This is a genomic window from Cognataquiflexum rubidum, from assembly GCF_022538115.1.
Taxonomy (GTDB): Bacteria; Bacteroidota; Bacteroidia; order Cytophagales; family Cyclobacteriaceae; genus Cognataquiflexum; species Cognataquiflexum rubidum.
In genome coordinates, this window is sequence record NZ_JAKZAL010000001.1 from 240,438 (window position 1) to 265,400 (window position 24,963).

Annotated in this window: 31 protein-coding genes and 4 tRNA genes; all 35 read right to left on the minus strand. The window is 40.8% G+C overall.

Annotated elements, in window-relative coordinates:
* Nucleotides 1-7 precede the first annotated feature (7 nt).
* The 35 genes from rplR to MMU05_RS01210 all read right to left on the minus strand — a co-directional run bounded on the left by rplR (nt 8) and on the right by MMU05_RS01210 (nt 24,843).
* Nucleotides 8-358, minus strand: a complete 351-nt coding sequence (gene rplR / locus MMU05_RS01040) for a 50S ribosomal protein L18 (protein ID WP_241139824.1) — start codon at nt 356-358, stop codon at nt 8-10.
* Nucleotides 359-363: 5 nt separating this feature from the next.
* Nucleotides 364-921, minus strand: coding sequence for a 50S ribosomal protein L6 (rplF, locus tag MMU05_RS01045; protein WP_241139825.1), 558 nt, complete (start codon nt 919-921; stop codon nt 364-366).
* Between the two features lie 9 nt (nt 922-930).
* On the minus strand, nt 931-1,326 hold the full coding sequence (rpsH, locus tag MMU05_RS01050) for a 30S ribosomal protein S8 (RefSeq protein WP_241139826.1): 396 nt from the start codon (nt 1,324-1,326) through the stop codon (nt 931-933).
* 85 nt (nt 1,327-1,411) lie between these two features.
* A complete protein-coding gene (rpsN, locus tag MMU05_RS01055) occupies nt 1,412-1,681 on the minus strand; it encodes a 30S ribosomal protein S14 (RefSeq protein WP_241139827.1) in 270 nt (89 codons plus the stop codon).
* A gap of 8 nt (nt 1,682-1,689) precedes the next feature.
* A complete protein-coding gene (rplE, locus tag MMU05_RS01060; protein WP_241139828.1) occupies nt 1,690-2,244 on the minus strand; it encodes a 50S ribosomal protein L5 in 555 nt (184 codons plus the stop codon).
* Entirely contained in the window at nt 2,237-2,581 is a 345-nt protein-coding gene (rplX, locus tag MMU05_RS01065) for a 50S ribosomal protein L24 (RefSeq protein WP_241139829.1), read from the minus strand. Before rplX ends, rplE begins: the two co-directional genes overlap by 8 nt.
* Before the next feature lie 2 nt (nt 2,582-2,583).
* Nucleotides 2,584-2,952, minus strand: coding sequence for a 50S ribosomal protein L14 (gene rplN, locus MMU05_RS01070; protein WP_113924111.1), 369 nt, complete (start codon nt 2,950-2,952; stop codon nt 2,584-2,586).
* Nucleotides 2,953-2,954: 2 nt separating this feature from the next.
* Nucleotides 2,955-3,218, minus strand: coding sequence for a 30S ribosomal protein S17 (gene rpsQ, locus MMU05_RS01075; RefSeq protein WP_113924110.1), 264 nt, complete (start codon nt 3,216-3,218; stop codon nt 2,955-2,957).
* 7 nt (nt 3,219-3,225) lie between these two features.
* Complete coding sequence (gene rpmC / locus MMU05_RS01080; protein ID WP_241139830.1) at nt 3,226-3,420, minus strand: 50S ribosomal protein L29; 195 nt, start codon at nt 3,418-3,420, stop codon at nt 3,226-3,228.
* A gap of 8 nt (nt 3,421-3,428) precedes the next feature.
* On the minus strand, nt 3,429-3,848 hold the full coding sequence (gene rplP / locus MMU05_RS01085) for a 50S ribosomal protein L16 (protein ID WP_113924108.1): 420 nt from the start codon (nt 3,846-3,848) through the stop codon (nt 3,429-3,431).
* 23 nt (nt 3,849-3,871) lie between these two features.
* On the minus strand, nt 3,872-4,612 hold the full coding sequence (gene rpsC / locus MMU05_RS01090) for a 30S ribosomal protein S3 (protein WP_113924107.1): 741 nt from the start codon (nt 4,610-4,612) through the stop codon (nt 3,872-3,874).
* A gap of 9 nt (nt 4,613-4,621) precedes the next feature.
* The gene (gene rplV / locus MMU05_RS01095; protein WP_241139831.1) at nt 4,622-5,011 is read right to left on the minus strand and encodes a 50S ribosomal protein L22; all 390 of its coding nucleotides are present in this window, start codon (nt 5,009-5,011) and stop codon (nt 4,622-4,624) included.
* Between the two features lie 2 nt (nt 5,012-5,013).
* A complete protein-coding gene (rpsS, locus tag MMU05_RS01100) occupies nt 5,014-5,292 on the minus strand; it encodes a 30S ribosomal protein S19 (RefSeq protein WP_113924105.1) in 279 nt (92 codons plus the stop codon).
* Nucleotides 5,293-5,294: 2 nt separating this feature from the next.
* On the minus strand, nt 5,295-6,119 hold the full coding sequence (rplB, locus tag MMU05_RS01105) for a 50S ribosomal protein L2 (RefSeq protein ID WP_241139832.1): 825 nt from the start codon (nt 6,117-6,119) through the stop codon (nt 5,295-5,297).
* Nucleotides 6,120-6,132: 13 nt separating this feature from the next.
* Nucleotides 6,133-6,420 (minus strand): 50S ribosomal protein L23, encoded by a 288-nt coding sequence (rplW, locus tag MMU05_RS01110; protein WP_241139833.1) that lies wholly within the window; start codon nt 6,418-6,420, stop codon nt 6,133-6,135.
* Between the two features lie 4 nt (nt 6,421-6,424).
* The gene (gene rplD, locus MMU05_RS01115; RefSeq protein ID WP_241139834.1) at nt 6,425-7,054 is read right to left on the minus strand and encodes a 50S ribosomal protein L4; all 630 of its coding nucleotides are present in this window, start codon (nt 7,052-7,054) and stop codon (nt 6,425-6,427) included.
* Between the two features lie 4 nt (nt 7,055-7,058).
* A complete protein-coding gene (gene rplC, locus MMU05_RS01120) occupies nt 7,059-7,691 on the minus strand; it encodes a 50S ribosomal protein L3 (protein WP_241139835.1) in 633 nt (210 codons plus the stop codon).
* 250 nt (nt 7,692-7,941) lie between these two features.
* The gene (rpsJ, locus tag MMU05_RS01125; protein ID WP_009183381.1) at nt 7,942-8,247 is read right to left on the minus strand and encodes a 30S ribosomal protein S10; all 306 of its coding nucleotides are present in this window, start codon (nt 8,245-8,247) and stop codon (nt 7,942-7,944) included.
* A gap of 13 nt (nt 8,248-8,260) precedes the next feature.
* Nucleotides 8,261-10,378: an elongation factor G gene (gene fusA, locus MMU05_RS01130; protein WP_113924101.1), complete on the minus strand. Its 2,118-nt coding sequence runs from the start codon at nt 10,376-10,378 to the stop codon at nt 8,261-8,263.
* Nucleotides 10,379-10,384: 6 nt separating this feature from the next.
* Complete coding sequence (rpsG, locus tag MMU05_RS01135) at nt 10,385-10,852, minus strand: 30S ribosomal protein S7 (protein WP_113924100.1); 468 nt, start codon at nt 10,850-10,852, stop codon at nt 10,385-10,387.
* Between the two features lie 18 nt (nt 10,853-10,870).
* Entirely contained in the window at nt 10,871-11,296 is a 426-nt protein-coding gene (gene rpsL, locus MMU05_RS01140) for a 30S ribosomal protein S12 (RefSeq protein ID WP_113924099.1), read from the minus strand.
* 100 nt (nt 11,297-11,396) lie between these two features.
* Nucleotides 11,397-11,726, minus strand: coding sequence for a DUF3467 domain-containing protein (locus tag MMU05_RS01145; protein ID WP_241139836.1), 330 nt, complete (start codon nt 11,724-11,726; stop codon nt 11,397-11,399).
* Between the two features lie 69 nt (nt 11,727-11,795).
* Nucleotides 11,796-16,109, minus strand: a complete 4,314-nt coding sequence (gene rpoC, locus MMU05_RS01150) for a DNA-directed RNA polymerase subunit beta' (protein WP_241139837.1) — start codon at nt 16,107-16,109, stop codon at nt 11,796-11,798.
* A 47-nt stretch (nt 16,110-16,156) separates the two neighbouring features.
* On the minus strand, nt 16,157-20,032 hold the full coding sequence (rpoB, locus tag MMU05_RS01155) for a DNA-directed RNA polymerase subunit beta (RefSeq protein WP_241139838.1): 3,876 nt from the start codon (nt 20,030-20,032) through the stop codon (nt 16,157-16,159).
* 153 nt (nt 20,033-20,185) lie between these two features.
* Nucleotides 20,186-20,569 (minus strand): 50S ribosomal protein L7/L12, encoded by a 384-nt coding sequence (gene rplL / locus MMU05_RS01160; protein ID WP_241139839.1) that lies wholly within the window; start codon nt 20,567-20,569, stop codon nt 20,186-20,188.
* A 55-nt stretch (nt 20,570-20,624) separates the two neighbouring features.
* On the minus strand, nt 20,625-21,161 hold the full coding sequence (gene rplJ / locus MMU05_RS01165; protein ID WP_241139840.1) for a 50S ribosomal protein L10: 537 nt from the start codon (nt 21,159-21,161) through the stop codon (nt 20,625-20,627).
* 2 nt (nt 21,162-21,163) lie between these two features.
* Nucleotides 21,164-21,862, minus strand: a complete 699-nt coding sequence (gene rplA, locus MMU05_RS01170) for a 50S ribosomal protein L1 (RefSeq protein WP_241139841.1) — start codon at nt 21,860-21,862, stop codon at nt 21,164-21,166.
* Between the two features lie 10 nt (nt 21,863-21,872).
* Nucleotides 21,873-22,316 (minus strand): 50S ribosomal protein L11, encoded by a 444-nt coding sequence (rplK, locus tag MMU05_RS01175; protein WP_241139842.1) that lies wholly within the window; start codon nt 22,314-22,316, stop codon nt 21,873-21,875.
* 3 nt (nt 22,317-22,319) lie between these two features.
* Nucleotides 22,320-22,877, minus strand: coding sequence for a transcription termination/antitermination protein NusG (gene nusG, locus MMU05_RS01180; RefSeq protein ID WP_113924091.1), 558 nt, complete (start codon nt 22,875-22,877; stop codon nt 22,320-22,322).
* 13 nt (nt 22,878-22,890) lie between these two features.
* Nucleotides 22,891-23,079 (minus strand): preprotein translocase subunit SecE, encoded by a 189-nt coding sequence (gene secE, locus MMU05_RS01185; protein ID WP_106566657.1) that lies wholly within the window; start codon nt 23,077-23,079, stop codon nt 22,891-22,893.
* An 18-nt stretch (nt 23,080-23,097) separates the two neighbouring features.
* A tRNA-Trp gene (locus tag MMU05_RS01190) sits at nt 23,098-23,168 on the minus strand.
* Between the two features lie 114 nt (nt 23,169-23,282).
* On the minus strand, nt 23,283-24,470 hold the full coding sequence (tuf, locus tag MMU05_RS01195) for an elongation factor Tu (RefSeq protein WP_113924090.1): 1,188 nt from the start codon (nt 24,468-24,470) through the stop codon (nt 23,283-23,285).
* Between the two features lie 60 nt (nt 24,471-24,530).
* A tRNA-Thr gene (locus MMU05_RS01200) sits at nt 24,531-24,602 on the minus strand.
* Nucleotides 24,603-24,636: 34 nt separating this feature from the next.
* Nucleotides 24,637-24,709 (minus strand) — tRNA-Gly (locus tag MMU05_RS01205).
* Between the two features lie 51 nt (nt 24,710-24,760).
* Nucleotides 24,761-24,843: transfer RNA gene (locus MMU05_RS01210), tRNA-Tyr, on the minus strand.
* Between the last annotated feature and the right edge of the window lie 120 nt (nt 24,844-24,963).

A 24,963-nucleotide genomic window follows, 5' to 3' on the forward strand; every position in this document is an offset into this window, starting at 1 on the left:
ATATCTATTAAAATTTAAGGCCACCTTCCCTTGCACCATCGGCAAGAGCTTTAACATTACCATGATATAAGTATCCACCTCTGTCAAAAACGACTTCGGAAACACCATTAGCTACAGCTCTTTCTGCCAATTTTTTACCAACCTCTTTGGAAACAGTGACATTTGCATTGTTTACTGATCCAAGTTCTTTTGAGGACGCATGAGCGAGGGTATGACCTTTGAGATCGTCCACCAACTGTGCGTATATTCCGGTATTACTTTTGAATACAGACAAACGAGGTCTAGAATCCGTGCCAGAAATCTTCCTTCTGATACTTTTCTTGATTCTAAGTCTTCTTAAATTCTTATTAAAGGCCATATTAATTATTTTTTACCGGCAGTTTTACCAGCCTTACGTCTAACAATTTCTCCGACAAAGCGTACACCCTTACCTTTGTAAGGCTCTACTTTACGCAATGATTTGATTTTGGCGGCAATCTGACCAACCAATTCTTTATCAATTCCCTCTAGTGTAATCAGAGGATTTTTACCTTTAGGAGTCTCAGTTTTCAAAGAAACTGACTCAGGCAAAGCAAAGAAGATGTTGTGTGAATAACCAAGGGACAGTTCAAGAACTTGACCTTGATTAGACGCCTTATAACCCACCCCGACAAGCTCCAGGTCTTTTTTGTATCCTTCAGACACACCAATTACCATGTTGTTTATCAAAGACCTGTATAGTCCGTGAAGTGACTTATGTCTTTTAGAATCTGTGGGTCTTTCAAGGATAATTTCTTTACCCTCGACCTTCACAGCAATGTCGGGATTCACATCCCTACTCAGAGTACCTTTGGGACCTTTAACAGTAACTGCATTGAATGCAGTTACGTCTACAGTAACACCCGCTGGTATATTTATTGGTTTTTTACCTATTCTAGACATGACGGTATATTAATAAACGTAGCAAAGTACTTCCCCTCCGACACCTTCGGTGCGTGCTTCTTTGTCGGTCATTATGCCTTTGGAAGTGGAAAGGATCGCGATACCAAGGCCATTAATGACTCTTGGAAGATCTTCATGTTTTACATATTTTCTAAGACCCGGCTTACTAACTCTACTCAGGCTAACGATGGCATTCTGCTTGGATGTCGGGTTATATTTCAAAGCTATTTTAATGACCCCTTGAGGACCATTTTCTTCAAACTTATAGTTTTGGATATAACCTTTATCATGAAGCACCTTCGTGATCTCCTTCTTAATGTTAGAAGCAGGCATCTCAACGATTCTATGAGTTGCCTTTATGGCATTTCTCAATCTTGTCAGATAATCAGCTATTGGATCAGTCATAATTATGTTAGTCTAACTGCACTTTCCCGCTAAGGGAGTGCAAAGTTACACAATGATTTTTAGAATAAAAACTCTTGTTTAATTTTTACCAGCTAGACTTAGTAATTCCTGGAATTTTACCTGCTGAAGCCATTTCTCTAAAGGTTACCCTGTTGATTCCAAACTTCCTCATGTATCCTTTGGGACGACCTGTCAATTTGCACCTGTTGTGTAATCTAACCGGTGATGAATTTTTAGGTAATTTATCCAATCCTGCAAAATCTCCAGCTGCCTTTAACAGAGCACGCTTTTTAGCATATTTTGCTACAAGACTCTCTCTTTTACGCTCGCGAGCTTTTAGTGACTCTCTTGCCATAATATTTCTTAATTATTTTTGTTAATAAAAGGCATACCGAAAGCTTTCAACAAAGCGTAGCTTTCTTCATCTGTCTTCGCAGACGTTACAAAAGTGATATCCATTCCTGAAATTCTATTCACTTTTTCTATGCTGATCTCAGGAAAAATGATCTGTTCGGTAACACCCAAGGTGTAATTGCCTCTTCCATCAAAACCTTTATCATTGATACCTTTGAAATCTCTTACCCTTGGAAGGGCAATAGTCATCAAACGGTCAAGGAATTCATACATTTTGTTACCTCTTAAAGTAACTTTAGCTCCGATAGGCATTCCTTCTCTCAACTTAAAGTTGGATACAGATGTCTTGGCTTTGGTAGCTACAGCTTTCTGACCTGCAATCAAGGATAATTCCTCTACGCCTTGGTCGACCAACTTTTTATCAGCCACTGCAGCACCGATTCCTTTGTTGATCACAATTTTGGTCAACTTGGGAACTTCCATTACGGAACTGTACTGAAATTTATCCTTCATCGCAGGAACGATTTCAGCAATATATCTATCTTTTACTCTTGGATTAGCCATTGATTACCTCCCCAGTTTTCTTAGAATACCTAACTAGTTTACCTTTCTCATTTTCTTTTCTTCCGGTTCTGGTAGCTAGTCCTGTCTTAGGATCTACCAACATCAGATTGCTGATATGTAAGGAAGCCTCTCTTTTCTCGATTCCTCCCTGAGGACTGGATGCAGTTGGCTTAACGTGCTTGGTCACCATATTGATACCTTCTACTATCGCCCTTCTTTCGGTTGGGTCAACAGAAAGTACCTTACCTGACTTGCCTTTGTCATCACCTGAAAGCACCTTAACGGTATCTCCGGTTTTGACATGCAATTTTGGTTGCTTGTTGAATTTTCTTTCCATGATTACAATACTTCTGGGGCTAAAGACACAATCTTCATAAATTGCTTCTCTCTCAACTCTCTGGCTACAGGACCGAAAATACGTGTTCCTCTAGGCTCATCATTGTTGTTCAAAAGAACAGCTGCATTATCTTCAAATCGGATATATGAACCGTCTTTTCTTCTGATTTCTTTCTTCGTTCTCACGATAACCGCCTTTGAAACGGTACCTTTTTTCATGTTGCTGGAGGAAAGAGCAGACTTAACAGTTACCACAACTTTATCACCAATGGAAGCGTACTTTTTCTTCGTACCTCCCAATACACGGATTACAAGCACTTCTTTAGCGCCTGAATTGTCCGCAACACCTAGTCTGGATTCTTGTTGTATCATGATTACTTAGCCCTTTCAATTATTTCAACCAATCTCCAACGTTTGTTCTTACTCAGCGGACGAGTTTCGCTAATTCTGACAATGTCGCCTTCATTAGCATCATTTTTCTCGTCATGAACCATAAATTTTGTAGTCTTAGCAACAAATTTACCATAGATGGAATGTTTCACTTTTCTCTCTACAGCTACAGTGATGGATTTATCCATCTTGTTGCTAACTACCTTACCTGTTCTTTCTTTACGAAGATTTCTCTCAGTAGTAGCCATATTGTTATTATTTAGCTAATTGTTTTGCACTCAAGGTAGTTTTCAATCTTGCGATCAACTTCCTTGATTCCTTTATTTTATTGGGATTCTCAATTGGAGAGATAGCGTGTGCGAAATTCAATTTTGACAAATTGGTTTGCTCAGAGGCTATGCGTTCCAAGATTTCACTTTCGGAAAGTGATCTGATTTCTGCGTTTTTCATAGTTTCTATTATCCTACGTAATCTCTACGTACTACGAATCTTGTACTTACTGGAAGTTTCTGTTGTGCCAATCTCAAAGCTTCATTTGCTACTTCAAGAGTAACTCCTGTTGCTTCGAAAAGGATTGTTCCTGGCTTGATAACTGCGACCCAATATTCTGGAGCACCTTTACCTTTACCCATACGAACCTCTGCAGGCTTCTTAGTGATCGGCTTGTCAGGAAAGATCCTGATCCAAACCTGACCTTCTCTTTTCATCGCTCTCGTCATGGCAATACGTGCTGCCTCAATCTGACGGGAGGTTATCCATCCTGGCTCGAGGGATTTGATGCCAAAGTTGCCAAAAGAAAGTTCGTGACCTCTTTGAGCAAGTCCCTTGACCCTACCCTTATGCATTTTTCTAAATTTCGTTCTTTTCGGCTGTAACATGATTTCTCACTTATGGGTGAAAATTAGTTATTTCTCTTTCTTCTCTTTGGACCACCTTCTCTTCGCTTTCCTCTAGCTGCTGCAGAAGCATTGGTTTTTGGCTCACTGGCTGCGCCTACGTTTGGAGATAAATCTCTCTTTCCATAAACTTCACCTTTGAAAATCCAAACCTTGATGCCGATGATTCCATAAACAGTGTTGGCCTCAGAAACAGCATAATCGATATCAGCTCTTAGTGTATGCAAAGGAATTCTTCCTTCTTTGTACATTTCAGATCTTGCCATTTCGGCTCCACCAAGTCTTCCTGAAAGTTTAACTTTGATACCTTCGGCACCAACTCTCATAGTAGCTGTGATGGATTGCTTCATCGCTCTTCTAAACGAGATACGTGCTTGAAGCTGTTGTGCGATTGATTCACCAACCAATTTGGCATCCAATTCGGGACGCTTAATTTCAAAAATGTTGATTTGAACATCTTTGTTGGTCAATTTTTTCAATTCCTCTTTAAGCTTATCAACTTCGGCTCCACCTTTTCCGATTACTACTCCTGGACGGGCAGTATGGATGGTTAGAGTGATTCTCTTCAAAGTTCTCTCGATGACAACTTTTGAGATTCCTCCTTTTGGAATCCTGGCGTTTACATATTTCCTGATCTGCTGGTCTTCATACAGCTTCTCAGCGAAATCTTTTCCGCCATACCAGTTGGAATCCCAACCTTTGATTACACCAAGTCTAAAACCAATTGGGTTTATCTTTTGTCCCATAGTCTGATTTTAATTAGATTTTTCTGTTGTTTCTACTTGATCAGCGGTAACATCTGTACTGTAGGAATCTACAATCAAAGTTACATGATTCGATCTTTTACGAATTCTGTGCGCTCTTCCCTGCGGTGCAGGTCTAAGTCTTTTGAGCATGCGTCCTTCGTCTACGAAGATTGTCTTTAGAAACAAATCGGCTTCTTCAATCTTCTCATCAGGATTTTTTGCCTGCCAGTTGGCTATAGCAGAAAGCAGGAGTTTTTCGATTCTTGCAGCTCCACTATTAGGAGTGAACTTCAAAATGCTTAATGCCTGTCCTACTCTTTTACCTCTTACAAGGTCAGCTACCAATCGCATTTTGCGAGGAGAAGTAGGAACGTTATTTAATCTTGCTATTGCTTCCATGATTATCTCTTTCCTTTATCTTTTTTGGCAATGTGACCTCTGAAGTTTCTGGTTGGTGCAAATTCTCCAAGCTTATGTCCTACCATGTTGTCAGTGACAAACACAGGTATAAACTTATTGCCGTTATGCACAGCGAATGTATGGCCTACGAAATCCGGAGAAATCATTGATCTTCTTGACCAAGTCTTGATGACAGATTTTTTTCCGGTCTCGTTCATTACATCCACTTTTTTCAATAAGTGGTGCTCTATATAAGGACCTTTTTTTAATGAACGTGCCATATCTATTTGGTTCTTTTGCTGATAATGAATTTGTTAGAATACTTTTTAGGGCTTCTGGTTTTCTTACCTTTGGCAAGCAAACCTTTCCTTGATCTAGGGTGACCACCTGATGATCTACCTTCACCACCACCCATAGGGTGATCGACAGGGTTCATGGCAACACCTCTTGTTCTCGGTCTTCTTCCCAACCAACGGTTTCTACCAGCTTTTCCAAGAACAACGTTCATGTGATCTGCATTGGAAACAGTTCCCACTGTAGCCATACAGGTTCCGAGAACGAGTCTCATTTCTCCTGAAGGCAATTTGATGGTTACATATTTTCCATCTCTAGCTACTACCTGACCATAACCACCTGCACTACGTGCCATTGCTCCGCCTTTACCTGGCTTTAGCTCGATGTTATGCACAATGGTACCCAAAGGCACATTCACAAGATGCATTGCATTACCGGTTTCAGGAGCTACAATTTCACCGGAGATCAATGTCTGACCGACTTTGATGCCATTTGGTGCAATGATGTATGCTTTTTCTCCGTCAGTATATTGCAACAATGCGATACGTGCAGTTCTGTTTGGATCATATTCTATAGAAACAACTTCAGCACTAACACCGAACTTATTTCTTTTGAAATCAATAATTCTAAGTCTTTGCTTATGACCGCCACCAATATATCTATTGGTCATTTTACCAGTGTTATTTCTACCACCTGACTTTGTTTTCGGAGCCAAAAGAGATTTCTCTGGTTTTGATGTTGTGATTTCATCAAATGCCGGCGCTACTCTGAATCTGGTTCCTGGGGTTACAGGTTTTAATTTTCTTACTGCCATGATTCTGATTCAATTAAATTTCTCCGTAAAAATCAATTATTTCGCCTTCAGCTACCTTTACGATAGCTTTCTTGTAAGGAGCGCTAAAGCCAGATACAATTTTTGTCTTGGTATATCTGGTTTTTGGCTTTCCTGCATACCTCATGGTACGGACATCCAAAACTTTCACACCATACAATTTTTCTACGGCTCTTTTGATTTCAGGCTTTGTAGCAGTTTTCTCAACTGCAAATCCATAAACACCTTTTTCGTTCATTGCTGAAATCTTCTCGGTGATCAAAGGTTTTTTAAGTGTTGCCATCTTCTTACTTCAATAAAAGGGTTTCTAACATACTTACTGAACCTTCGCACAATACCAAATTGTCAGCATTCAACAATTCATAAGTATTTACATTCTCTACAGTCATTACTTTAGACTTTTTCAAGTTTCTGCTTGACAAATAGATATTCTTATTTACCTCAGGGAGAACCAATAAAGTTTTCTTATCTGACAAAGCAAGTCCATTCAACATAGCGATATAGCTTTTGGTCTTTGGAGCATCAAAGGAGAAGTTCTCCAACACCATTACACTATTTTCTTTTGCCTTATATGACAATGCAGACTTTCTTGCTAATTGCTTCAGCTTTTTATTGAGTTTGAAGGAATAGTCTCTCGGAACTGGTCCAAAAACCCTACCTCCACCTCTGAATAAAGGTGATTTGATAGAACCTGCTCTGGCTCCACCGGTACCTTTTTGCTTTTTGATCTTTTTAGTAGATCCAGCAATCTCGTTTCTTTGTTTGGCTTTGTGTGTACCTTGTCTTTGGTTCGCCAAAAATTGCTTTACATCCAGGTAGATCGCGTGATCGTTAGGTTCGATCGCAAAGATCTCGTCAGAAAGACTGACTTTCCTACCTGTGTCTTCACCGTTATATTTTAATACTGCTAATTCCATTTTCTTACTTCTCTAGAATAACGAAAGAATTTTTTGGACCTGGGACAGAACCGCTTACCAACAATAGATTCTTGTCAGGATAGATTCTAAGGACTCTCAAATTGATCACCTTAACTCTGTCTCCTCCAGTCCTACCGGCCATTCTCATTCCTTTAAATACTCTGGATGGCCAAGAACAAGCACCAATAGATCCAGGGTGTCTCAATCTGTTGTGCTGACCGTGGGTTGCACCACCGACACCGGCAAAACCGTGACGCTTAACTACACCTTGGAAACCTTTACCTTTGGAAGTTCCGATAGCATCAACGAAGTCACCTTCAATGAATACCTCGTCGGCTTTTACAGTCTTTCCAAGATCAACCTGACCTTCAAATTCGATTCTGAAGTCTCTGAATTCTACAACTTTCTGTTTTGGCGTCGTGCCGGCCTTTTTGAAGTGGCCCATCAGCGGTTTTGGCGTGTTTTTTTCTTTACGCTCACCGAATGCCAATTGTACAGCGTTGTATCCGTCTGTCTCTACATTTTTTACTTGCGTCACTACGCAAGGACCAGCTTCTATTAGCGTGCATGCGACGTTTCGTCCATCGGCACTAAAAATGCTAGTCATTCCTACTTTTTTACCAATTATTCCAGACATCTTCTGTTGTATAATAATCTTGAAACCCAAGCGTTTAAGCGCCGGGGTGCTTTTTTAAGGACTGCAAAGTTAGGGTTTTTCCCCCAGCTTACAAATCCCAACTTTAATATTTTCAATTATTTACAAAAATAAATTAAACTGACTCAAGAAAATCAGCTAATCGCATCAAGCAAACATTCAAAATGATGAGGGCAAAAGAAAAACCCGCACCAGATAGGTACAGGTTTCTCTTTAATATGTATTTTATCCGTCAGACTTTGATTTCAACATCTACTCCACTTGGAAGTTCGATCTTCATCAATGCGTCAACAGTTTTAGAGCTGTTGCTGTAGATATCCACCAATCTTTTGTAAGTACAAAGTTGGTATTGATCTCTTGCTTTCTTATTTACGTGTGGTGATTTCAACACCGTAAACTTTTCTTTCTTTGTAGGCAAAGGAATAGGCCCAACCACAATAGCTCCGGTTGCTTTTACCGCCTTTACGATCTTCTCGGATGACTTGTCCACCAGGCTATGATCGTATGATTTCAATTTTATTCTGATTTTCTGATTCATTTTCTGTCAAAATTTAGGCTTTCTCACCTTTTACTTTTGCAATCACGCCCTCTGCAATGTTGTTTGGCACCGGCTCGTAGTGAGAGAATGTCAAAGATGCAGAAGCTCTTCCGGAAGAATTTGTTCTCAAGTCGGTTACATATCCGAACAACTCAGACAAAGGCACATTGGCTTTGATAACGGTTGAGGTACCTTTGGTATCCATCCCTTTCATCATTCCCCTTCTTCTATTCAAGTCACCTGTGATAGGACCTGTGTATTCGTCAGGTGTAACCACTTCCACACCCATTATTGGCTCAAGCAATTGCGGCTTGCATTTTTTGGCTGCTTCCTTGAATCCAATCCTTGCTGCTAATTCAAAAGAAAGTGCATCGGAGTCAACGTCATGGTATGAACCGTGAAACAATCTAACTTTCATGGACTCTATTGGATACCCTGCCAATGGACCATTTTTCATGGCTTCATTGAAACCTTTCTGAATGGCCGGGATAAATTCTCTTGGAATAACCCCACCGACGATACCATTTACGAAATCGAGTCCTGGCTTAATTTCATTTGTAACCGGATCAGGATCCTTAGGTCCAAGTTCAAATAAGATATCGGCAAATTTACCTTTACCACCTGTTTGCTTCTTGTAAACTTCTTTATGCTCAACTGAGCTAAAAAGAGCTTCCTTATATGCAACCTGTGGCGCACCTTGATTGATCTCAACTTTAAATTCTCTCTTCAGTCGGTCAATGATGATTTCCAAATGGAGTTCACCCATTCCTCTAAGGATAGTCTGTCCAGTTTCCTGATCAGTATGAACCTGTAAAGTTGGATCTTCTTCTACCAATTTAGAAATCGCCATACCCAATTTGTCAACGTCAGCCTGAGTTTTTGGCTCAATAGCATATCCGATAACAGGCTCTGGGAAAACCATGGACTCAAGTACGACTTTGCGTTTCTCATCGCAAAGAGTATCTCCTGTCTTAATATCTTTGAAACCTACGACTGCACCAATATCACCTGCAACCAATCTTTCGATCTGGTTCTGCTTATTGGCGTGCATTTGGAATACTCGGGAGATACGCTCTTTATTACCTGAACGGCTATTAAAGATATATGAACCAGATTCCAAAATCCCAGAGTAAGCTCTCACAAAGCAAAGGCGGCCAACAAATGGGTCAGTTGCAATTTTAAAAGCCAATCCTGTAAATGGTTCTTTTTCGTCAGGTCTGATGACAACTTCTTCCTCAGAATCAAGTCCTGTAGCAATGATATCATCTTTGTCCAAAGGAGAAGGAAGCAATTCCATAACAAGATCAAGCATGGTTTGCACACCTTTATTCTTGAAGGAAGAACCACAGACCATAGGGACAATTTTCATGTCTATGGTTGCTCTTCTCAAAGCGGAAAGAATCTCAGCTTCCGTGATAGAATCCGGATCATCAAAAAACTTCTCCATCAATGACTCATCGTAATCAGCCACTGCTTCGAGTAGGTGTTCTCTGTATTCAGCCACTTCTTCAAGCATGTCATCAGGAATAGGAACTTCTGTAAAAGTCATTCCTTTATCATCCTCATTCCATACAATGCCTCTGTTGTTGATCAGATCGACAACACCTTTAAAGTTATCTTCGGCACCTATTGGAAGTTGCAATGGGACCGCATAGCTTCCTAACATTTCTTTGACTTGCTTACACACTTCAAGAAAGTTTGCGCCAGAGCGATCCATTTTGTTAACAAAACCGATACGGGCTACTTTGTAGTTATCGGCAAGTCTCCAGTTAGTTTCTGATTGAGGCTCAACACCGTCAACAGCGCTAAAAAGGAATACAAGCCCATCCAAAACTCTCAAGGAACGGTTTACCTCTACGGTAAAATCAACGTGACCCGGAGTATCGATAATGTTAACTTGGTATTTGTTTTTTCTGTAATTCCAAAACACAGTGGTCGCAGCAGAAGTAATGGTGATACCTCTTTCCTGCTCTTGTGCCATCCAGTCCATTGTAGCCGCACCATCGTGGACTTCACCGATTTTGTGGCTGACACCTGAATAGTAGAGTATGCGTTCTGTAGTAGTTGTTTTGCCGGCATCGATATGCGCGGCAATGCCAATGTTCCTAGTGTATTTTAAATCTCTTGCCATTACTGATTAAAATCTAAAATGTGAGAATGCCTTGTTTGCTTCAGCCATTCTGTGTGTATCATCCTTCTTCTTCACTGCAGCACCTTCGCCTTTTGAAGCAGAGATGATCTCACCTGCAAGCCTGTCCATCATTGTCTTCTCACCTCTTTTTCTGGCGTAAGTGATCATCCACTTAATACCTAGGGACGTTTTTCTTTCAGGTCTAACTTCCATTGGAACCTGGAATGTAGCACCACCAACTCTACGACTCTTCACCTCTACGGCTGGAGTTATATTGTTAAGCGCTTTTTTCCAAACCTCAAGACCGTTCTCACCTACTTTTGATTCTACCTTCTCGACTGCGTCGTAGAAGATTTTGTAAGCAATACTCTTCTTACCATCTACCATCAGACAGTTCACGAACTTGGTTACCAAGGTGTCGCCGAACTTCGGGTCAGGAAGAATATATCTCTTCTTTGGTTTCGCTTTTCTCATTTCTTTAACTAGTTTTTATTATTTCTTTTTTGCTGGAGCACCTTTTGCTGGGGCACCTTTAGCAGCTTGACCTGGCTTAGGTCTCTTAGCACCGTACTTGGAGCGACCTTGCTTACGGTCTTTTACTCCTGCAGTATCCAATGCACCTCTGATAATGTGGTAACGTACTCCCGGAAGATCTTTCACACGACCACCTCTGATCAATACGATAGAGTGTTCTTGCAAATTGTGACCTTCACCCGGAATGTAGGCGTTTACCTCTTTACCATTCGTCAATCTTACCCTGGCCACTTTCCTCATCGCTGAGTTAGGCTTCTTAGGCGTGGTAGTGTACACCCTGGTACAAACACCTCTCCGTTGAGGACAAGAATCCAAAGCTCTCGATTTGGATGTGGTCTCAAGGGTGGTTCTACCTTTTCTTACTAACTGTTGTATAGTAGGCATTAACTGATAAAATTTATTTTTCTTCCTTTAACTTGTGAATTTTGGACTGCAAAGGTATGCAAATAGGTAAAACAAACAAAATTAAGCTGTTATATTTTTGTCAAGCCTCCCCAAAGTTTCCGCCAAAGTTCATGGGGAATCCCGGTGCTTCATTTCCACTTTCTATTTTCCCAAAAGCAGCCTCATATTTACTGATGTTATCCTTCAAAGCAGCCAATAATCTTTTGGCATGATCAGGAGTCATGATGATCCTGGATTTCACTTTTGCTTTCGGTACTCCCGGCATCAGCCTGATAAAATCAATCACAAACTCTGAATTGGAATGGGCTATCATAGCAAGGTTGCTGTAAATACCCTCTGCAACTTCTTCTGAAAGCTCAACATTGATTTGTTGATCGATTATTGGTTTTTGTCCTTTACCGTCTTCCATGGTGATTTTGGTTTGATGAAAAAAGGCCTGTATGGGATACAGGCCTTTCATATTTGAATAAATCAATTTTTATTTTACTGTTTCTCTTGATTTGTTGAATGACCTTTCTTTCTCTGCAGAAAGTCTGTCATAATCCTCCTGAGATCCTACAATGATCTCTGCAAAACCTCTCTGTCCGGTACCTGCAGGGATCAAATGTCCTACAATTACGTTTTCTTTCAAGCCCAACAATTCATCACGCTTACCTCTGATGGCAGCTTCACTCAATACCTTGGTTGTCTCCTGGAAGGAAGCAGCCGAGATAAAGCTTTCAGTTCCCAAAGAAGCGGCTGTGATACCTTGTAAGGTTGGCTGAGAAACGGCTGTTTCTGCATCTCTTACCTGTACAAGTTTCAAATCCTTACGCTTCAAGCTTGAGTTTTCGTCTCTCAACCTTCTTGAAGTGATGATCATACCTGGTTTCAAAGTCGAAGAATCTCCCGCATCCATGACAACTTTCTTGTCTAGAATGTTGTCGTTCTCTTCTCTGAATGCCCATTTGTCGACCACTTGGTTTTGAAGGAATCCGGTATCACCTGCGTCAAGGATTTCAACTTTCTGCATCATCTGGCTTACAATAACCTCAATGTGCTTGTCATTGATTTTTACACCTTGAAGTCTGTAAACTTCCTGGATTTCATTTACCAAATACTCCTGTACCGCTGTTGGACCTTTGATAGAAAGGATATCACTTGGTGTGATAGCCCCGTCTGACAATGCCTCACCTGCACGAATAAAGTCGTTTTCCTGAACAAGGATGTGCTTGGAAAGAGAAACCATGTATCTTTTCTTCACGCCATCTTTAGATTCGATGAAGATTTCACGATTACCTCTTTTGATACCACCATAAGTTACCACACCATCTATTTCAGAAACTACTGCAGGGTTGGAAGGATTTCTCGCTTCGAACAATTCAGTAACTCTTGGAAGACCACCGGTGATGTCTCTGGTTTTTCCTACAGATCTTGGGATTTTCACTAAGATTTGTCCTGATTTAACCATTTCACCTGCTTCAACAGAAAGGTGGGCCCCAACAGGGATATTGTAAGACTTACTTTCGTCAGAACCGTAGTTCACAACAACTGCAGGGTTTTTGGTTTTATCCTTGGTATCAATGATAACTTTCTCTCTGTATCCTGTCTGGTCATCGGCCACTTCTTTGAAAGTAACTCCTTCGATAATGGAGTCAAATTCGATTTCACCATCAAATTCAGATAGAATCACAGCATTGTATGGATCCCACTTACACAGAGCATCCCCTTTACCGATTTTTTGACCATCCTTCACATTCAAAGTAGCGCCATAAGGCACGTGGTTTGAAACCAACGTTTTTCCGGTCTTGGCATCGTTGATTTTAATCTCACCTGATCTACCCATTACCATTGATACTGGTTCGCCTTCTTTGGTAGTAGTATCAATCCATCTCAATTCCTCGTCAAATTCAACAACACCTTCAAACTTGGCAGTGATGCTTGCTTCAACAGAAATGTTAGAGGCTGTACCACCCACGTGGAATGTTCTCAACGTCAACTGGGTACCTGGTTCACCGATAGACTGTGCGGCAATTACACCGACAGATTCACCGTTTTGTACCATTCTACCTGTTGCAAGGTTACGTCCGTAGCATTTTGCACAGACACCTCTTCTTGTTTCACAAGTAAGTACTGACCTGATTTCGACTTCCTCTATGGTAGATTCGTCTACTTTTCTGGCGATTTCTTCAGTGATTTCAATTCCTGCAGGAACAACAAGTTCTTCAGTCACCGCATCATATACATCGTGTACAGATACCCGACCTAGAATTCTTTCAGAAAGAGGTTCAACGATTTCGTCATTGTCTTTCAAAGCCTGAACGACAAGACCTCTCAAAGTACCACAATCCTCTTCAGAGATAATCATGTCTTGAGCAACGTCCACAAGTCTTCTTGTCAGGTAACCCGCATCTGCTGTTTTCAATGCAGTATCGGCAAGACCTTTACGTGCACCGTGAGTAGAGATGAAGTACTCCAATACATCAAGACCTTCTTTGAAGTTGGAAAGAATTGGGTTTTCGATGATTTCGCCCACAGAACCTTGAAGGTTTTTCTGTGGCTTGGCCATCAAGCCTCTCATACCACCCAACTGACGGATCTGCTCTCTTGAACCTCTGGCTCCTGAGTGCATCATCATGTAGATGGCGTTGAATCCTTGCTTATCCTCTTCCATCTGTTTCATCAGGATGTTGGTCAGGAAGGAGTTCGTTCTGGTCCAAATATCAATTACTTGGTTATATCTCTCATTGTCTGTGATCAGACCCATAAGGTAGTTGTTCCAAACCTGGTCAACCTCATCTTTCGCCTTAGCGATCAATGGATCTTTTTCAACTGGAATAATGACATCGTTCAATCCCATAGACAATCCACCGGCATATGCCATCTGGAATCCAAGGTGCTTGATATCATCAAGGAATTGGGCTGTTCTGGAAACACCACAAATCTTCACAACTTCGGAAATGATCTGCTGCAGTTTTTTCTTAGTCAACAACTCATTGACAAAGCCTACAACCTCAGGAACAAACTGATTGAAAATCAATCTACCTGCTACAGTTTCAATGATTTTTTCAACCAATTGGCCGTTTTCGTCCCTTACATGTACTTTACACTTGATAAATGCATGTTGGGAAATCGTGCCTTCGTTTAATGCGATGATCACTTCTTCCTCTCCGTAGAAAGTCATACCTTCTCCAAGGACAATTTCTTCCGGAGTGGATCTCTTTCCTTTTGTCACATAATATAATCCAAGAACCATGTCTTGAGAAGGAACCGTAATCGGTGCTCCGTTGGCAGGGTTAAGGATGTTATGTGAGGAAAGCATCAAAGTTGAAGCTTCCAATATCGCCTCATGTCCAAGTGGTACGTGAACCGCCATCTGATCACCGTCAAAATCGGCGTTGAATGCAGTACATACCAATGGGTGAAGCTGGATTGCTTTTCCTTCGATCAATTTTGGTTGGAAAGCCTGGATACCCAATCTGTGCAAAGTTGGAGCACGGTTAAGCAATACAGGGTGTCCTTTCAATACGTTTTCAAGAATATCCCATACTACAGGATCTTTTCTATCAACAATTTTCTTGGCGGATTTTACTGTCTTTACAATACCTCTTTCGATCAGTTTTCTGATGATAAATGGTTTGAAAAGCTCAGCAGCCATATTTTTTGGAAGACCGCACTCGTGAAGTTTCAATTCAGGTCCTACGACGATAACCGAACGGCCTGAATAATCAACCCTTTTACCGAGCAAGTTTTGACGGAAACGGCCTTGCTTACCTTTCAACATATCTGAAAGAGATTTCAAAGCACGGTTACCATCCGATCTTACGGCATTTACTTTTCTTGAATTGTCAAATAAGGAATCGACAGCTTCTTGAAGCATCCTTTTTTCATTTCTCAAAATGACTTCAGGGGCTTTGATATCTATCAACCTCTTCAGACGATTGTTTCTGATAATAACCCTTCTGTAAAGGTCATTCAAATCAGAGGTAGCAAATCTACCGCCATCCAAAGGAACCAATGGTCTCAATTCCGGTGGAATAACAGGTACCATCCTTACTACCATCCACTCAGGACGGTTCTCGATTCTGGTTCTAGCCTCTCTGAATGCTTCGACAACTTTCAACCTCTTCAAAGCTTCAGCTTTTCTCTGCTGAGAAGTATCGGTAGCTGCCTGATGTCTCAAGCTGTATGACAAGTCATCCAAATCCAATCTGGACAAAAGCATTTCGATTGCTTCGGCACCCATTTTGGCAATAAATTTATTTGGATCATCATCATCAAGCATCTGGTTTTCTTTCGGAAGCTTATCCATGATATCCAGGTACTCGTCTTCAGTCAAAAAGTCAAGATATTGCACACCGTCTTCAGCTTTTAGACCAGCTTGAACGACCGCATATCTTTCGTAATAGACAATTTGATCCAGTTTTTTGGTTGGAAGACCCAATAGGTATCCGATTTTGTTAGGAAGGGATTTGAAGTACCAGATGTGAGCAACAGGAACCACCAATTCGATGTGTCCCATTCTCTCTCTTCTTACTTTCTTTTCAGTAACTTCAACACCACATCTGTCACAGATGATACCTTTATATCTTATGCGCTTATATTTTCCACAATGACATTCCCAGTCTTTTACAGGACCGAAAATCCTCTCGCAGAACAAACCGCCCATTTCAGGCTTGTAAGTTCTGTAGTTGATTGTTTCGGGCTGCGTTACTTCACCATGTGAACTGTCCAGAATGGATTCTGGAGAGGCCAAACTAATAGTGACTCTGGAAAAGTCGTTGTTTAGTTTTTTGTTTTTTCTGAACGCCATAATTGTCGAAGAGTATGTGAAGGGCCTTGCGGCCCATTGAAATTTTATTAATCAAGGGTAATTTCTAGTGCAAGACCTCTTAGCTCGTGAACCAATACGTTGAATGATTCAGGTATATTTGGCTTAGGAAGGTTTTCACCTTTCACGATCGCCTCATACGCCTTGGCTCTACCCACCACGTCATCAGATTTCACAGTTAAGATTTCCTGCAACACATGTGATGCTCCAAATGCTTCAAGGGCCCAAACTTCCATTTCTCCAAAACGCTGACCACCAAATTGGGCTTTACCACCCAAAGGTTGCTGCGTGATCAAAGAATATGGTCCGATAGACCTAGCGTGCATCTTGTCATCCACCAAGTGACCAAGTTTCAACATATAAGTAACCCCTACTGTTACCGGCTGATCAAATCTCTTACCCGAAAGACCATCGTAAAGATAAGTCCTACCGTAAGATGGTAAACCTGCCAAATCCAATTCATGGGATACTTCTTCCATGGTAGCACCGTCAAAGATTGGTGTAGAATATTTCTTTCCAAGCTTCATACCTGCCCAAGCAAGAACAGTTTCGTAAATCTGACCGATGTTCATCCTTGAAGGAACACCAAGTGGGTTGAGTACGATATCCATCGGAGAACCGTCTTCCAAGAAAGGCATATCTTCCTCCCTTACGATTCTGGCTACAATACCTTTGTTTCCGTGACGGCCCGCCATCTTATCTCCTACTTTCAGTTTACGTTTTTTGGCCACATAAACTTTAGCAAGCTGAACGATACCTGCAGGAAGTTCATCACCTACTTCAAGAGTAAATTTGTCTCTCTTGAATCTACCTGATATTTCATTTCTAGAATTCACGTAATTCTTGACCAGTTTTTGGATCAACACATTGGTATGTGCATCTTCAGTCCAGTCATCCAAAATGATATCAGAAATAAGGTTTGCCTCTTCAGATACGTTGTAGTTAGACTCATCTCTGTAAGGGTTTTTTGCAGGGAAGAGATTTTGCTCAATATTTTTCAAATTGATCTTAACACCCTTGCTGATGATCTCATCACCGAACTTATGTCTGATCCCTTGAGAAGTTTTTCCGTCAAGAAGTGTGACCAACTTGTTGATCATTCTCGCACGGATTCCCAAAAGGTCTTTGGCATATTTCCCTTTCAGTTTTTCTACCTCTGCTTTTGATTTAGCTCTGAGGTCTTTGTCTTTCTTAGGTCTTGAGAAGAGTTTGGTTTCGATAACCACACCATTCAATGATGGAGAAGCTTTCAAAGAAGCATCTTTTACATCGCCTGCTTTGTCTCCAAAGATCGCTCTCAACAATTTCTCTTCAGGAGTAGGATCAGTTTCACCTTTTGGTGTGATCTTTCCGATGATGATATCGCCTTCTTTAACCTCAGCTCCCACTCTGATGATACCGTTCTCATCAAGGTTTTTGACTGCCTCTTCAGAAACGTTAGGAATTTCAGAAGTCAATTCTTCTTCACCCCTTTTGGTATCTCTTACCTCAAGTTGGAATTCTTCGATGTGAATGGAAGTGAAAATATCTTCCCTAACTACCCTTTCTGAAATTACAATCGCATCTTCGAAGTTATATCCTTGCCAAGGCATGTAAGCGACCATCAGGTTTTTACCTAGGGCCAATTCACCTTTGTTGGTAGAATAACCTTCTACAAGAACCTGTCCTTTTGTTACTTTCTCCCCTTTCAAAACCAAAGGAGAAAGGTTAATGGTAGTGTCCTGATTGGTTCTTCTGAATTTAACCAATTCATAAGTCTTATACTCATCACTGAAATTGACCAAAAGATCATCCTCAGTAAGGTCATACTTAATGGTGATTTTGCTAGCATCCACATATTCCACAACACCGTCAGCCTCTGCCAACACCAATGACCTGGAATCAGTGGCTGCTTTCGCTTCCAAACCTGTTCCAACAATTGGAGCCTCAGGCTTCAATAATGGTACTGCCTGACGTTGCATGTTAGATCCCATCAAAGCACGGTTGGCATCATCATGCTCCAAGAATGGAATCAAAGATGCTGCTACCGATACAATTTGGTTAGGAGCAACATCCATATAGGTAATTTCCTTAGGCTCTAACACCGGGAAATCACCTTCAAATCTTGCTTTTACTTTTTCATTGATAAAGATTCCGTTGGCATCCAATGGAGCATTTGCCTGTGCGATGTTATTGTCATCTTCTTCCTCTGCAGTCAAGAAAACAATATCGTTGGCATTCATGCTTACTTTACCATCTTTCACCTTTCTATAAGGAGTTTCAAGGAAACCCATGGAGTTCACTTTGGCATGAACGCAAAGAGAAGAAATCAATCCAATGTTTGGACCTTCCGGAGTTTCGATAGTACACAAACGACCGTAGTGCGTATAGTGAACGTCACGGACTTCAAATCCTGCTCTTTCTCTTGAAAGACCTCCCGGACCCAATGCTGACAACCTTCTCTTATGAGTAAGCTCCGCAAGTGGATTGGTCTGATCCATGAACTGAGAAAGTTGATTGGTACCAAAGAAGGAGTTGATCACAGAAGATAATGTTCGTGCGTTGATCAAGTCAACAGGCTTGAAATCTTCATTGTCACGGACGTTCATTCTTTCCCTGATTGTTCTCGCCATACGGGCAAGACCAACTCCGAATTGGCTATACAACTGCTCACCAACTGTACGTACTCTTCTATTACTTAAGTGGTCAATATCATCGACTACTGCTTTTGAATTGATCAAACCGATCAAATACTTAACAATGCTGATAATATCTTCAGTTGTCAATACAATTTTTTCGGGATCAATCTGCAATCCTAATTTTTTATTGATTCTGTATCTACCTACTTCTCCAAGATCATATCTCTTGTCAGAGAAGAAAAGACCATGAATAACCTCACGGGCAGTTGCCTCATCAGGTGCTTCAGTATTCCTCAATTGACGATAGATAACTTCAACTGCCTCTTTTTCAGAGTTTGAATTATCTTTTTGGAGCGTATTATATATAATGGAAAAGTCAGCTACGTTCACATCTTCCCTATGGAGGATGATAGATTTAGCGCCTGAGTCCAAAATCAATGATATATCTTCATCTGTCAGAATGGAATCCCTTTCTAACAAAACTTCATTTCTGTCAATAGAGACAACTTCCCCTGTATCCTCATCTACGAAATCTTCAACCCAAGTGCGGAGTACCCTTGCAGCAAGTTTTCTACCTGACACTTTTTTAAGGTTGTTTTTTGTAGCGTCGATTTCTTCCGAAAGACCGAATAGATCAAGGATCTCTTTATCAGAACCAAAACCGATGGCTCTCAACAGAGTAGTTACCGGGAATTTTTTCTTTCTGTCAATGTAGGCATACATGACATTGTTGATATCCGTTGCAAATTCAATCCAACTACCCTTGAAAGGAATAATTCTGGCTGAATAAAGCTTGGTGCCATTGGTGTGCTTACTTTGAGCAAAGAAAACTCCAGGTGATCTATGCAACTGAGAAACAATTACTCTCTCAGCACCATTGATTACGAATGAACCTTTTTCTGTCATGTAAGGAAGATTGCCAAGGAAAACTTCCTGCTCGATGGTTTCGAAATCCTCGTTGTCCTCATCGTGGCAAAGAAGACGCAATTTTGCTTTAAGAGGAACAGAATAAGTCAGACCCCTATCGATACACTCCTCTACACTATATTTTGGAGGATCGACTGCGTAGTCAATAAATTCAAGGGTGAAATTTTCCCGGGAATCAGATATTGGGAAATTCTCAGAAAATACCTTGAACAGACCATCTTGTCTTCTTCTTTCAGCAGGAGTATCCAATTGGAAAAAGTCTTTGAAAGATTGTAATTGGATATCTAAGAAATCCGGATAGTCTTTGACTACCTTAATAGATGAGAAACTTTTCCTTACGGTTTGATTCTGGATAGCCAAGGCAGTATAAGTTTTAGTGATAATGAATAACTAAATGCGACAATTTTTGCTTAGAATAGTACAATTTATTACCTGTGCACAAACAGGAAAAGACCTGACTATGTAGTCAGGTCCTAATGCATAACCTTTGCCTAGAAGGAAAGGTTATTCAAATTACTTAATCTCTACTTCAGCACCGGCTTCTTCAAGAGACTTCTTCAGAGCGTCAGCCTCGTCTTTAGCGATACCTTCTTTTACAGCTTTTGGAGCTCCGTCGACCAATTCTTTAGCTTCTTTCAAGCCAAGACCAGTCAATTCTTTCACTAGCTTCACAACAGCCAATTTCTGACCGCCAGCAGCTTTCAAGATTACATCAAAAGAGGTTTTTTCTTCTACTTCTGCAGCACCGGCACCGGCACCACCAGCAGGAGCAGCAACAGCAACAGCAGCAGCTGCAGGCTCGATGCCATATTCGTCCTTCAATATATCAGCCAATTCTTTTACTTCTTTTACAGTCAAGTTTACTAACTGATCAGCAAGTTGTTTAAGATCTGCCATTGTATTAATATTTAAATTGTTGATTTTTTTTTAACTGATTTGATAACTGTATTTTTTATTCTTTCTCAGAAAGTGTCTTAACAAGACCTGCCAACGTATTCTGTCCACTTTGAAGGGCAGAGATAAGGTTTTTGGCAGGAGATTGAAGAAGTCCGATGATGTCTCCAATAAGCTCTTGTTTTGATTTCAAATTAGACAGCATGTCTAACTGATCTTCACCCAAGAAAATTCCTGAATCTATCGAGGCGCCTTTGAACAAAGGTCTCACTTCTTTTTTCCCAAGTTTCTTTCTGAAATCTAGGATTACTTTTGCAGGAAGATTACCGCTCTCTTTGGAGAAGATAATACCTGAGAATCCTTTTAAAGCCACTTCTGAAAATTCGGTGTAATCGGCATCAAGATTTTCAAGCGCTTTTTTGATAAGCGTATTTTTGAAAACTTTGTACTCGACACCTTTTTCAAAGCAAGCTCTTCTGAAGGCATTTACCTGTGCCACTGTAAACCCTGAAGCATCAGTGATATAGAAGTAGGGATTTTCCTTTAACTTCTCGGTAAGACCGTCGATTATTTCTAATTTTTCTTCTCTAGTCATGATTAAATACCTTGAAAACTTCCTTTATCTACTTTTACTCCCGGAGATTGTGTACTTGACAAGTGAATGCTCCTGAAATATGTTCCTTTTGAAGAAGATGGTTTCAACTTAGAGATGGTGTTGATCAGTTCTTTTACGTTATCCTGAATTTTTTCAGGCTCAAAAGAAACTTTACCGACGCTAGCGTGGATAATACCGAATTTGTCAACTTTAAAATCGATTTTACCTGCTTTTACCTCTTTGACAGCTTTTCCAACTTCCAAAGTAACTGTACCGGATTTAGGATTAGGCATCAAGCCTCTAGGTCCCAAAATCCTACCAAGTCTACCTACCTTAGCCATTACGTTAGGCATGGTTATGATGACATCAATGTCAGTCCAACCTCCTTCAATTTTGGCTATGTAGTCATCAAGACCTACATAATCAGCACCAGCTTCTTTAGCTTCCTCTACTTTGTCAGGCGTACATAACACCAATACTTTAACGTCTTTACCTGTGCCATGTGGCAAGGCGACTACGCCTCTCACCATTTGATCTGCTTTTCTTGGATCAACGCCCAGACGGACATCGATATCAACAGATGCATCAAATTTTGAGCTGGTAATTTCTTTGACGATAGAAGAAGCTTCCTCTAGGGAGTACAGCTGGCTTGAGTCGTACTTAGAAAGAGCTTCTTTTTGCTTTTTTGTTAACTTAGCCATATTTGTATTATTATACCTCCCAAGGGGCTTTACCCGAAACAGTGATACCCATACTTCTAGCGGTACCTGCAATCATTTTCATGGCAGATTCCACTTTGAAAGCGTTTAAGTCAGGCATTTTCACCTGAGCAATCTCCTTTACCTGATCCCAGGTAACTGAACCTACCTTTTTTCTGTTAGGCTCTGCAGAACCACTTTTAACCTTCGCAGCCTCAAGCAACAAGTTTGCTGCAGGTGGCGTTTTTACTACGAATTCAAATGTTTTGTCAGAGAAAACAGTAATCAAAACAGGCAATACCTGACCAATTTTATCTTGGGTACGGGCATTGTATTGCTTACAGAACTCCATGATGTTCAAACCCTTGGAACCAAGAGCCGGACCAACCGGAGGTGATGGATTTGCCTGGCCACCTTTCACCTGTAATTTCACATAACCTGTGATTTCCTTAGCCATTTCTTAATCTTGTTTTTCTACTTGTATAAAGTTTAATTCTACCGGTGTATTTCGACCGAAGATCTTGACCATAACATTCAATTTCTTCTTGTCTTCAAACACCTCTTCAATAATACCCGAGAAACCACTGAAAGGACCGTCCATTACTTTGACTGTCTCTCCAACTATAAATGGTGTATCAAGCTTTACGGCAAACTCATCAATCTCTTCAACTCGTCCTAAGATTCTGTTGATTTCAGACTGGCGCAATGGCTCAGGGGTTTTGGAAGCTCCCCCCTGGTTTGAACCTAAGAAACCGATAACACCCGGGATACTTGTAATAACGTGATTGGCTTCACCATGAGTCAAATCCGCATTGATCAAAACGTAGCCGGGAAAGAAATTTCTCTCACGCACTCTCTTTTTACCATTACGCATTTCGTAAACTTTTTCGGAAGGTATCAAGACCTCAGGAATAAATTCCTCAAGTTTTTGACGGACAATTTCATTATCCAAGTAAGACTTGGTTTTTTTCTCTTGTCCGGCTACCACCCTAAGTACGTACCACTTATGTTCAGCCATCAGTATTATTCAATTAGAATAGATCGTAAAACCATTTCATTAGATTTTCGAATCCCAAGTCGATCGCTCCGATTACAAGAGCAAAAATGAGAGATGCGACAATTACCAAAACAGCGCTGTTTTGCAAAAACGAATACGAAGGCCAAGTGACCTTGTTTTTCATTTCGTCGATTGATTCGATAACAAAACTCTTAATATTCATGGATTACTACATTTTGTGCACGGGCAGAGAGATTCGAACTCCCATCAACGGTTTTGGAGACCGCTATTCTGCCATTGAACTATGCCCGTAGAATTTTAAGTCCCCAAAAGGAACGCAAAGGTAGTCAGAAATGGGATGAGATACAAATGCGATCCTAAAAATTATTCAGGATCGCATTTGAGATTTTATTAATTCTAAGACTATTAGTCAAGAATTTCAGTCACCTGTCCGGCACCTACGGTTCTACCACCTTCACGGATAGCGAAACGAAGACCTTTCTCAAGTGCAACTTTGTTCAATAAGTTAACTTCTATAGTAACGTTATCACCTGGCATAACCATTTCAACGTTTTCAGGAAGCATGATTTCTCCAGTTACGTCAGTAGTTCTTAAGTAGAACTGTGGACGGTATTTGTTGAAGAATGGTGTATGACGTCCACCTTCTTCTTTTGAAAGAACGTAAACTTCAGCCTTGAAGTGAGCGTGAGGCTTCACAGAGTTTGGCTTACAGATGATCATACCTCTTCTGATTTGAGATTTTTCAATACCTCTCAACAAAAGACCTACGTTATCACCAGCTTCACCTCTGTCAAGGATCTTGCGGAACATTTCAACACCTGTTACAGTAGACTTCAAACCTTCAGCACCCATACCGATGATATCAACGGCGTCTCCAGAGTTGATTACACCTCTTTCGATTCTACCGGTTGCAACAGTACCACGTCCAGTGATTGAGAATACGTCTTCTACAGGCATCAAGAAATCTTTGTCGATCAAACGCTCAGGGATTGGAATAAACTCATCCACAGCATTCATCAATTCCATAACTGTAGCTTCCCACTTAGCATCACCGTTAAGTGCACCAAGAGCAGAACCAGCAATTACAGGAATGTTATCGCCATCAAAATCATAGAATGAAAGAAGTTCTCTGATTTCCATTTCCACAAGCTCAAGAAGCTCAGGATCATCCACCATATCAACTTTATTCATAAATACAACAAGGGCAGGTACACCTACCTGACGAGCAAGAAGGATGTGTTCTCTTGTCTGAGGCATAGGACCATCAGTGGCAGCTACTACTAGAATAGCCCCGTCCATCTGAGCAGCACCTGTAACCATGTTTTTTACATAATCAGCGTGTCCAGGACAATCTACGTGAGCGTAGTGTCTCTTCTCTGTAGAATACTCTACGTGAGAAGTGTTGATAGTAATACCTCTTTCTTTTTCTTCCGGCGCGTTATCGATGGAAGAAAAATCTCTTAATTCAGAAAGACCCTTTTTCGCCAAAACTGTAGTAATGGCAGCAGTCAAAGTTGTCTTTCCATGGTCTACGTGACCAATCGTACCGATGTTAACGTGCGGTTTTGAACGGTCAAAGGTTGCTTTTGCCATGCGTGAAAATCCTCTGTTTTAGTTAAGGTTATAAATTATTTTAATTTTTCAATGTTTCAGAGCCAACGACGGGAATTGAACCCGTGACCCCTTCCTTACCAAGGAAGTACTCTACCCCTGAGCTACGTCGGCTGGTAACATTCGCTCTGCTTTATTAAAAGCATAGAGCGGGAGACGAGGCTCGAACCCGCGACCTGCAGCTTGGAAGGCTGCCGCTCTACCAACTGAGCTACTCCCGCTTTTGAAAATGCTGTGCAAAAGTAATAAAATATTTTGCAATTCACACTTTGTGGGGGAAACAGGATTCGAACCTGTGAAGACATAAGTCAACGGATTTACAGTCCGTCCCAGTTGGCCGCTTTGGTATTCCCCCAACTGATTTTCTGCTAAGAATTCAACCCAAATTGGGTTTTTGTATTCTTAACGGATGGCAAAATTATACCCTTTTCCTAAACATTCAAAATTATGTTTGAAAATTTCAAAGTATTTTTTG

Bases quoted from the DNA above. Each gene is read 5' to 3' on its own strand.
- rplV (WP_241139831.1), bottom strand. From the start codon at position 5,011: ATGGAAGCAATAGCAAGATTAAATAACGTTCCTACTTCTCCTCGCAAA.
- rplB (WP_241139832.1), bottom strand. From the start codon at position 6,119: ATGGCAGTAAGAAAATTAAAACCTGTAACCCCAGGAACCAGATTCAGA.
- rplP (WP_113924108.1), bottom strand. From the start codon at position 3,848: ATGTTACAGCCGAAAAGAACGAAATTTAGAAAAATGCATAAGGGTAGG.
- rpsH (WP_241139826.1), bottom strand. From the start codon at position 1,326: ATGACTGATCCAATAGCTGATTATCTGACAAGATTGAGAAATGCCATA.
- rplJ (WP_241139840.1), bottom strand. From the start codon at position 21,161: ATGACTAGAGAAGAAAAATTAGAAATAATCGACGGTCTTACCGAGAAG.
- rplF (WP_241139825.1), bottom strand. From the start codon at position 921: ATGTCTAGAATAGGTAAAAAACCAATAAATATACCAGCGGGTGTTACT.
- rpsG (WP_113924100.1), bottom strand. From the start codon at position 10,852: ATGAGAAAAGCGAAACCAAAGAAGAGATATATTCTTCCTGACCCGAAG.
- rplL (WP_241139839.1), bottom strand. From the start codon at position 20,569: ATGGCAGATCTTAAACAACTTGCTGATCAGTTAGTAAACTTGACTGTA.
- rpsJ (WP_009183381.1), bottom strand. From the start codon at position 8,247: ATGAATCAGAAAATCAGAATAAAATTGAAATCATACGATCATAGCCTG.
- nusG (WP_113924091.1), bottom strand. From the start codon at position 22,877: ATGGCTGAACATAAGTGGTACGTACTTAGGGTGGTAGCCGGACAAGAG.
- rpmC (WP_241139830.1), bottom strand. From the start codon at position 3,420: ATGAAAAACGCAGAAATCAGATCACTTTCCGAAAGTGAAATCTTGGAA.
- rplW (WP_241139833.1), bottom strand. From the start codon at position 6,420: ATGGCAACACTTAAAAAACCTTTGATCACCGAGAAGATTTCAGCAATG.
- rpsQ (WP_113924110.1), bottom strand. From the start codon at position 3,218: ATGGCTACTACTGAGAGAAATCTTCGTAAAGAAAGAACAGGTAAGGTA.
- secE (WP_106566657.1), bottom strand. From the start codon at position 23,079: ATGAATATTAAGAGTTTTGTTATCGAATCAATCGACGAAATGAAAAAC.
- MMU05_RS01145 (WP_241139836.1), bottom strand. From the start codon at position 11,726: ATGGAAGACGGTAAAGGACAAAAACCAATAATCGATCAACAAATCAAT.
- rplA (WP_241139841.1), bottom strand. From the start codon at position 21,862: ATGGCTAAGTTAACAAAAAAGCAAAAAGAAGCTCTTTCTAAGTACGAC.
- rpoC (WP_241139837.1), bottom strand. From the start codon at position 16,109: ATGGCGTTCAGAAAAAACAAAAAACTAAACAACGACTTTTCCAGAGTC.
- rplK (WP_241139842.1), bottom strand. From the start codon at position 22,316: ATGGCTAAGGAAATCACAGGTTATGTGAAATTACAGGTGAAAGGTGGC.
- rplE (WP_241139828.1), bottom strand. From the start codon at position 2,244: ATGGCTAATCCAAGAGTAAAAGATAGATATATTGCTGAAATCGTTCCT.
- rpsC (WP_113924107.1), bottom strand. From the start codon at position 4,612: ATGGGACAAAAGATAAACCCAATTGGTTTTAGACTTGGTGTAATCAAA.
- rplC (WP_241139835.1), bottom strand. From the start codon at position 7,691: ATGTCTGGAATAATTGGTAAAAAAGTAGGAATGACTAGCATTTTTAGT.
- rpsS (WP_113924105.1), bottom strand. From the start codon at position 5,292: ATGGCACGTTCATTAAAAAAAGGTCCTTATATAGAGCACCACTTATTG.
- rplR (WP_241139824.1), bottom strand. From the start codon at position 358: ATGGCCTTTAATAAGAATTTAAGAAGACTTAGAATCAAGAAAAGTATC.
- rplN (WP_113924111.1), bottom strand. From the start codon at position 2,952: ATGATACAACAAGAATCCAGACTAGGTGTTGCGGACAATTCAGGCGCT.
- rplX (WP_241139829.1), bottom strand. From the start codon at position 2,581: ATGGAAAGAAAATTCAACAAGCAACCAAAATTGCATGTCAAAACCGGA.
- rpsL (WP_113924099.1), bottom strand. From the start codon at position 11,296: ATGCCTACTATACAACAGTTAGTAAGAAAAGGTAGAACCACCCTTGAG.
- rplD (WP_241139834.1), bottom strand. From the start codon at position 7,054: ATGGAATTAGCAGTATTAAAATATAACGGTGAAGACACAGGTAGGAAA.
- tuf (WP_113924090.1), bottom strand. From the start codon at position 24,470: ATGGCAAAAGCAACCTTTGACCGTTCAAAACCGCACGTTAACATCGGT.
- rpsN (WP_241139827.1), bottom strand. From the start codon at position 1,681: ATGGCAAGAGAGTCACTAAAAGCTCGCGAGCGTAAAAGAGAGAGTCTT.
- fusA (WP_113924101.1), bottom strand. From the start codon at position 10,378: ATGGCAAGAGATTTAAAATACACTAGGAACATTGGCATTGCCGCGCAT.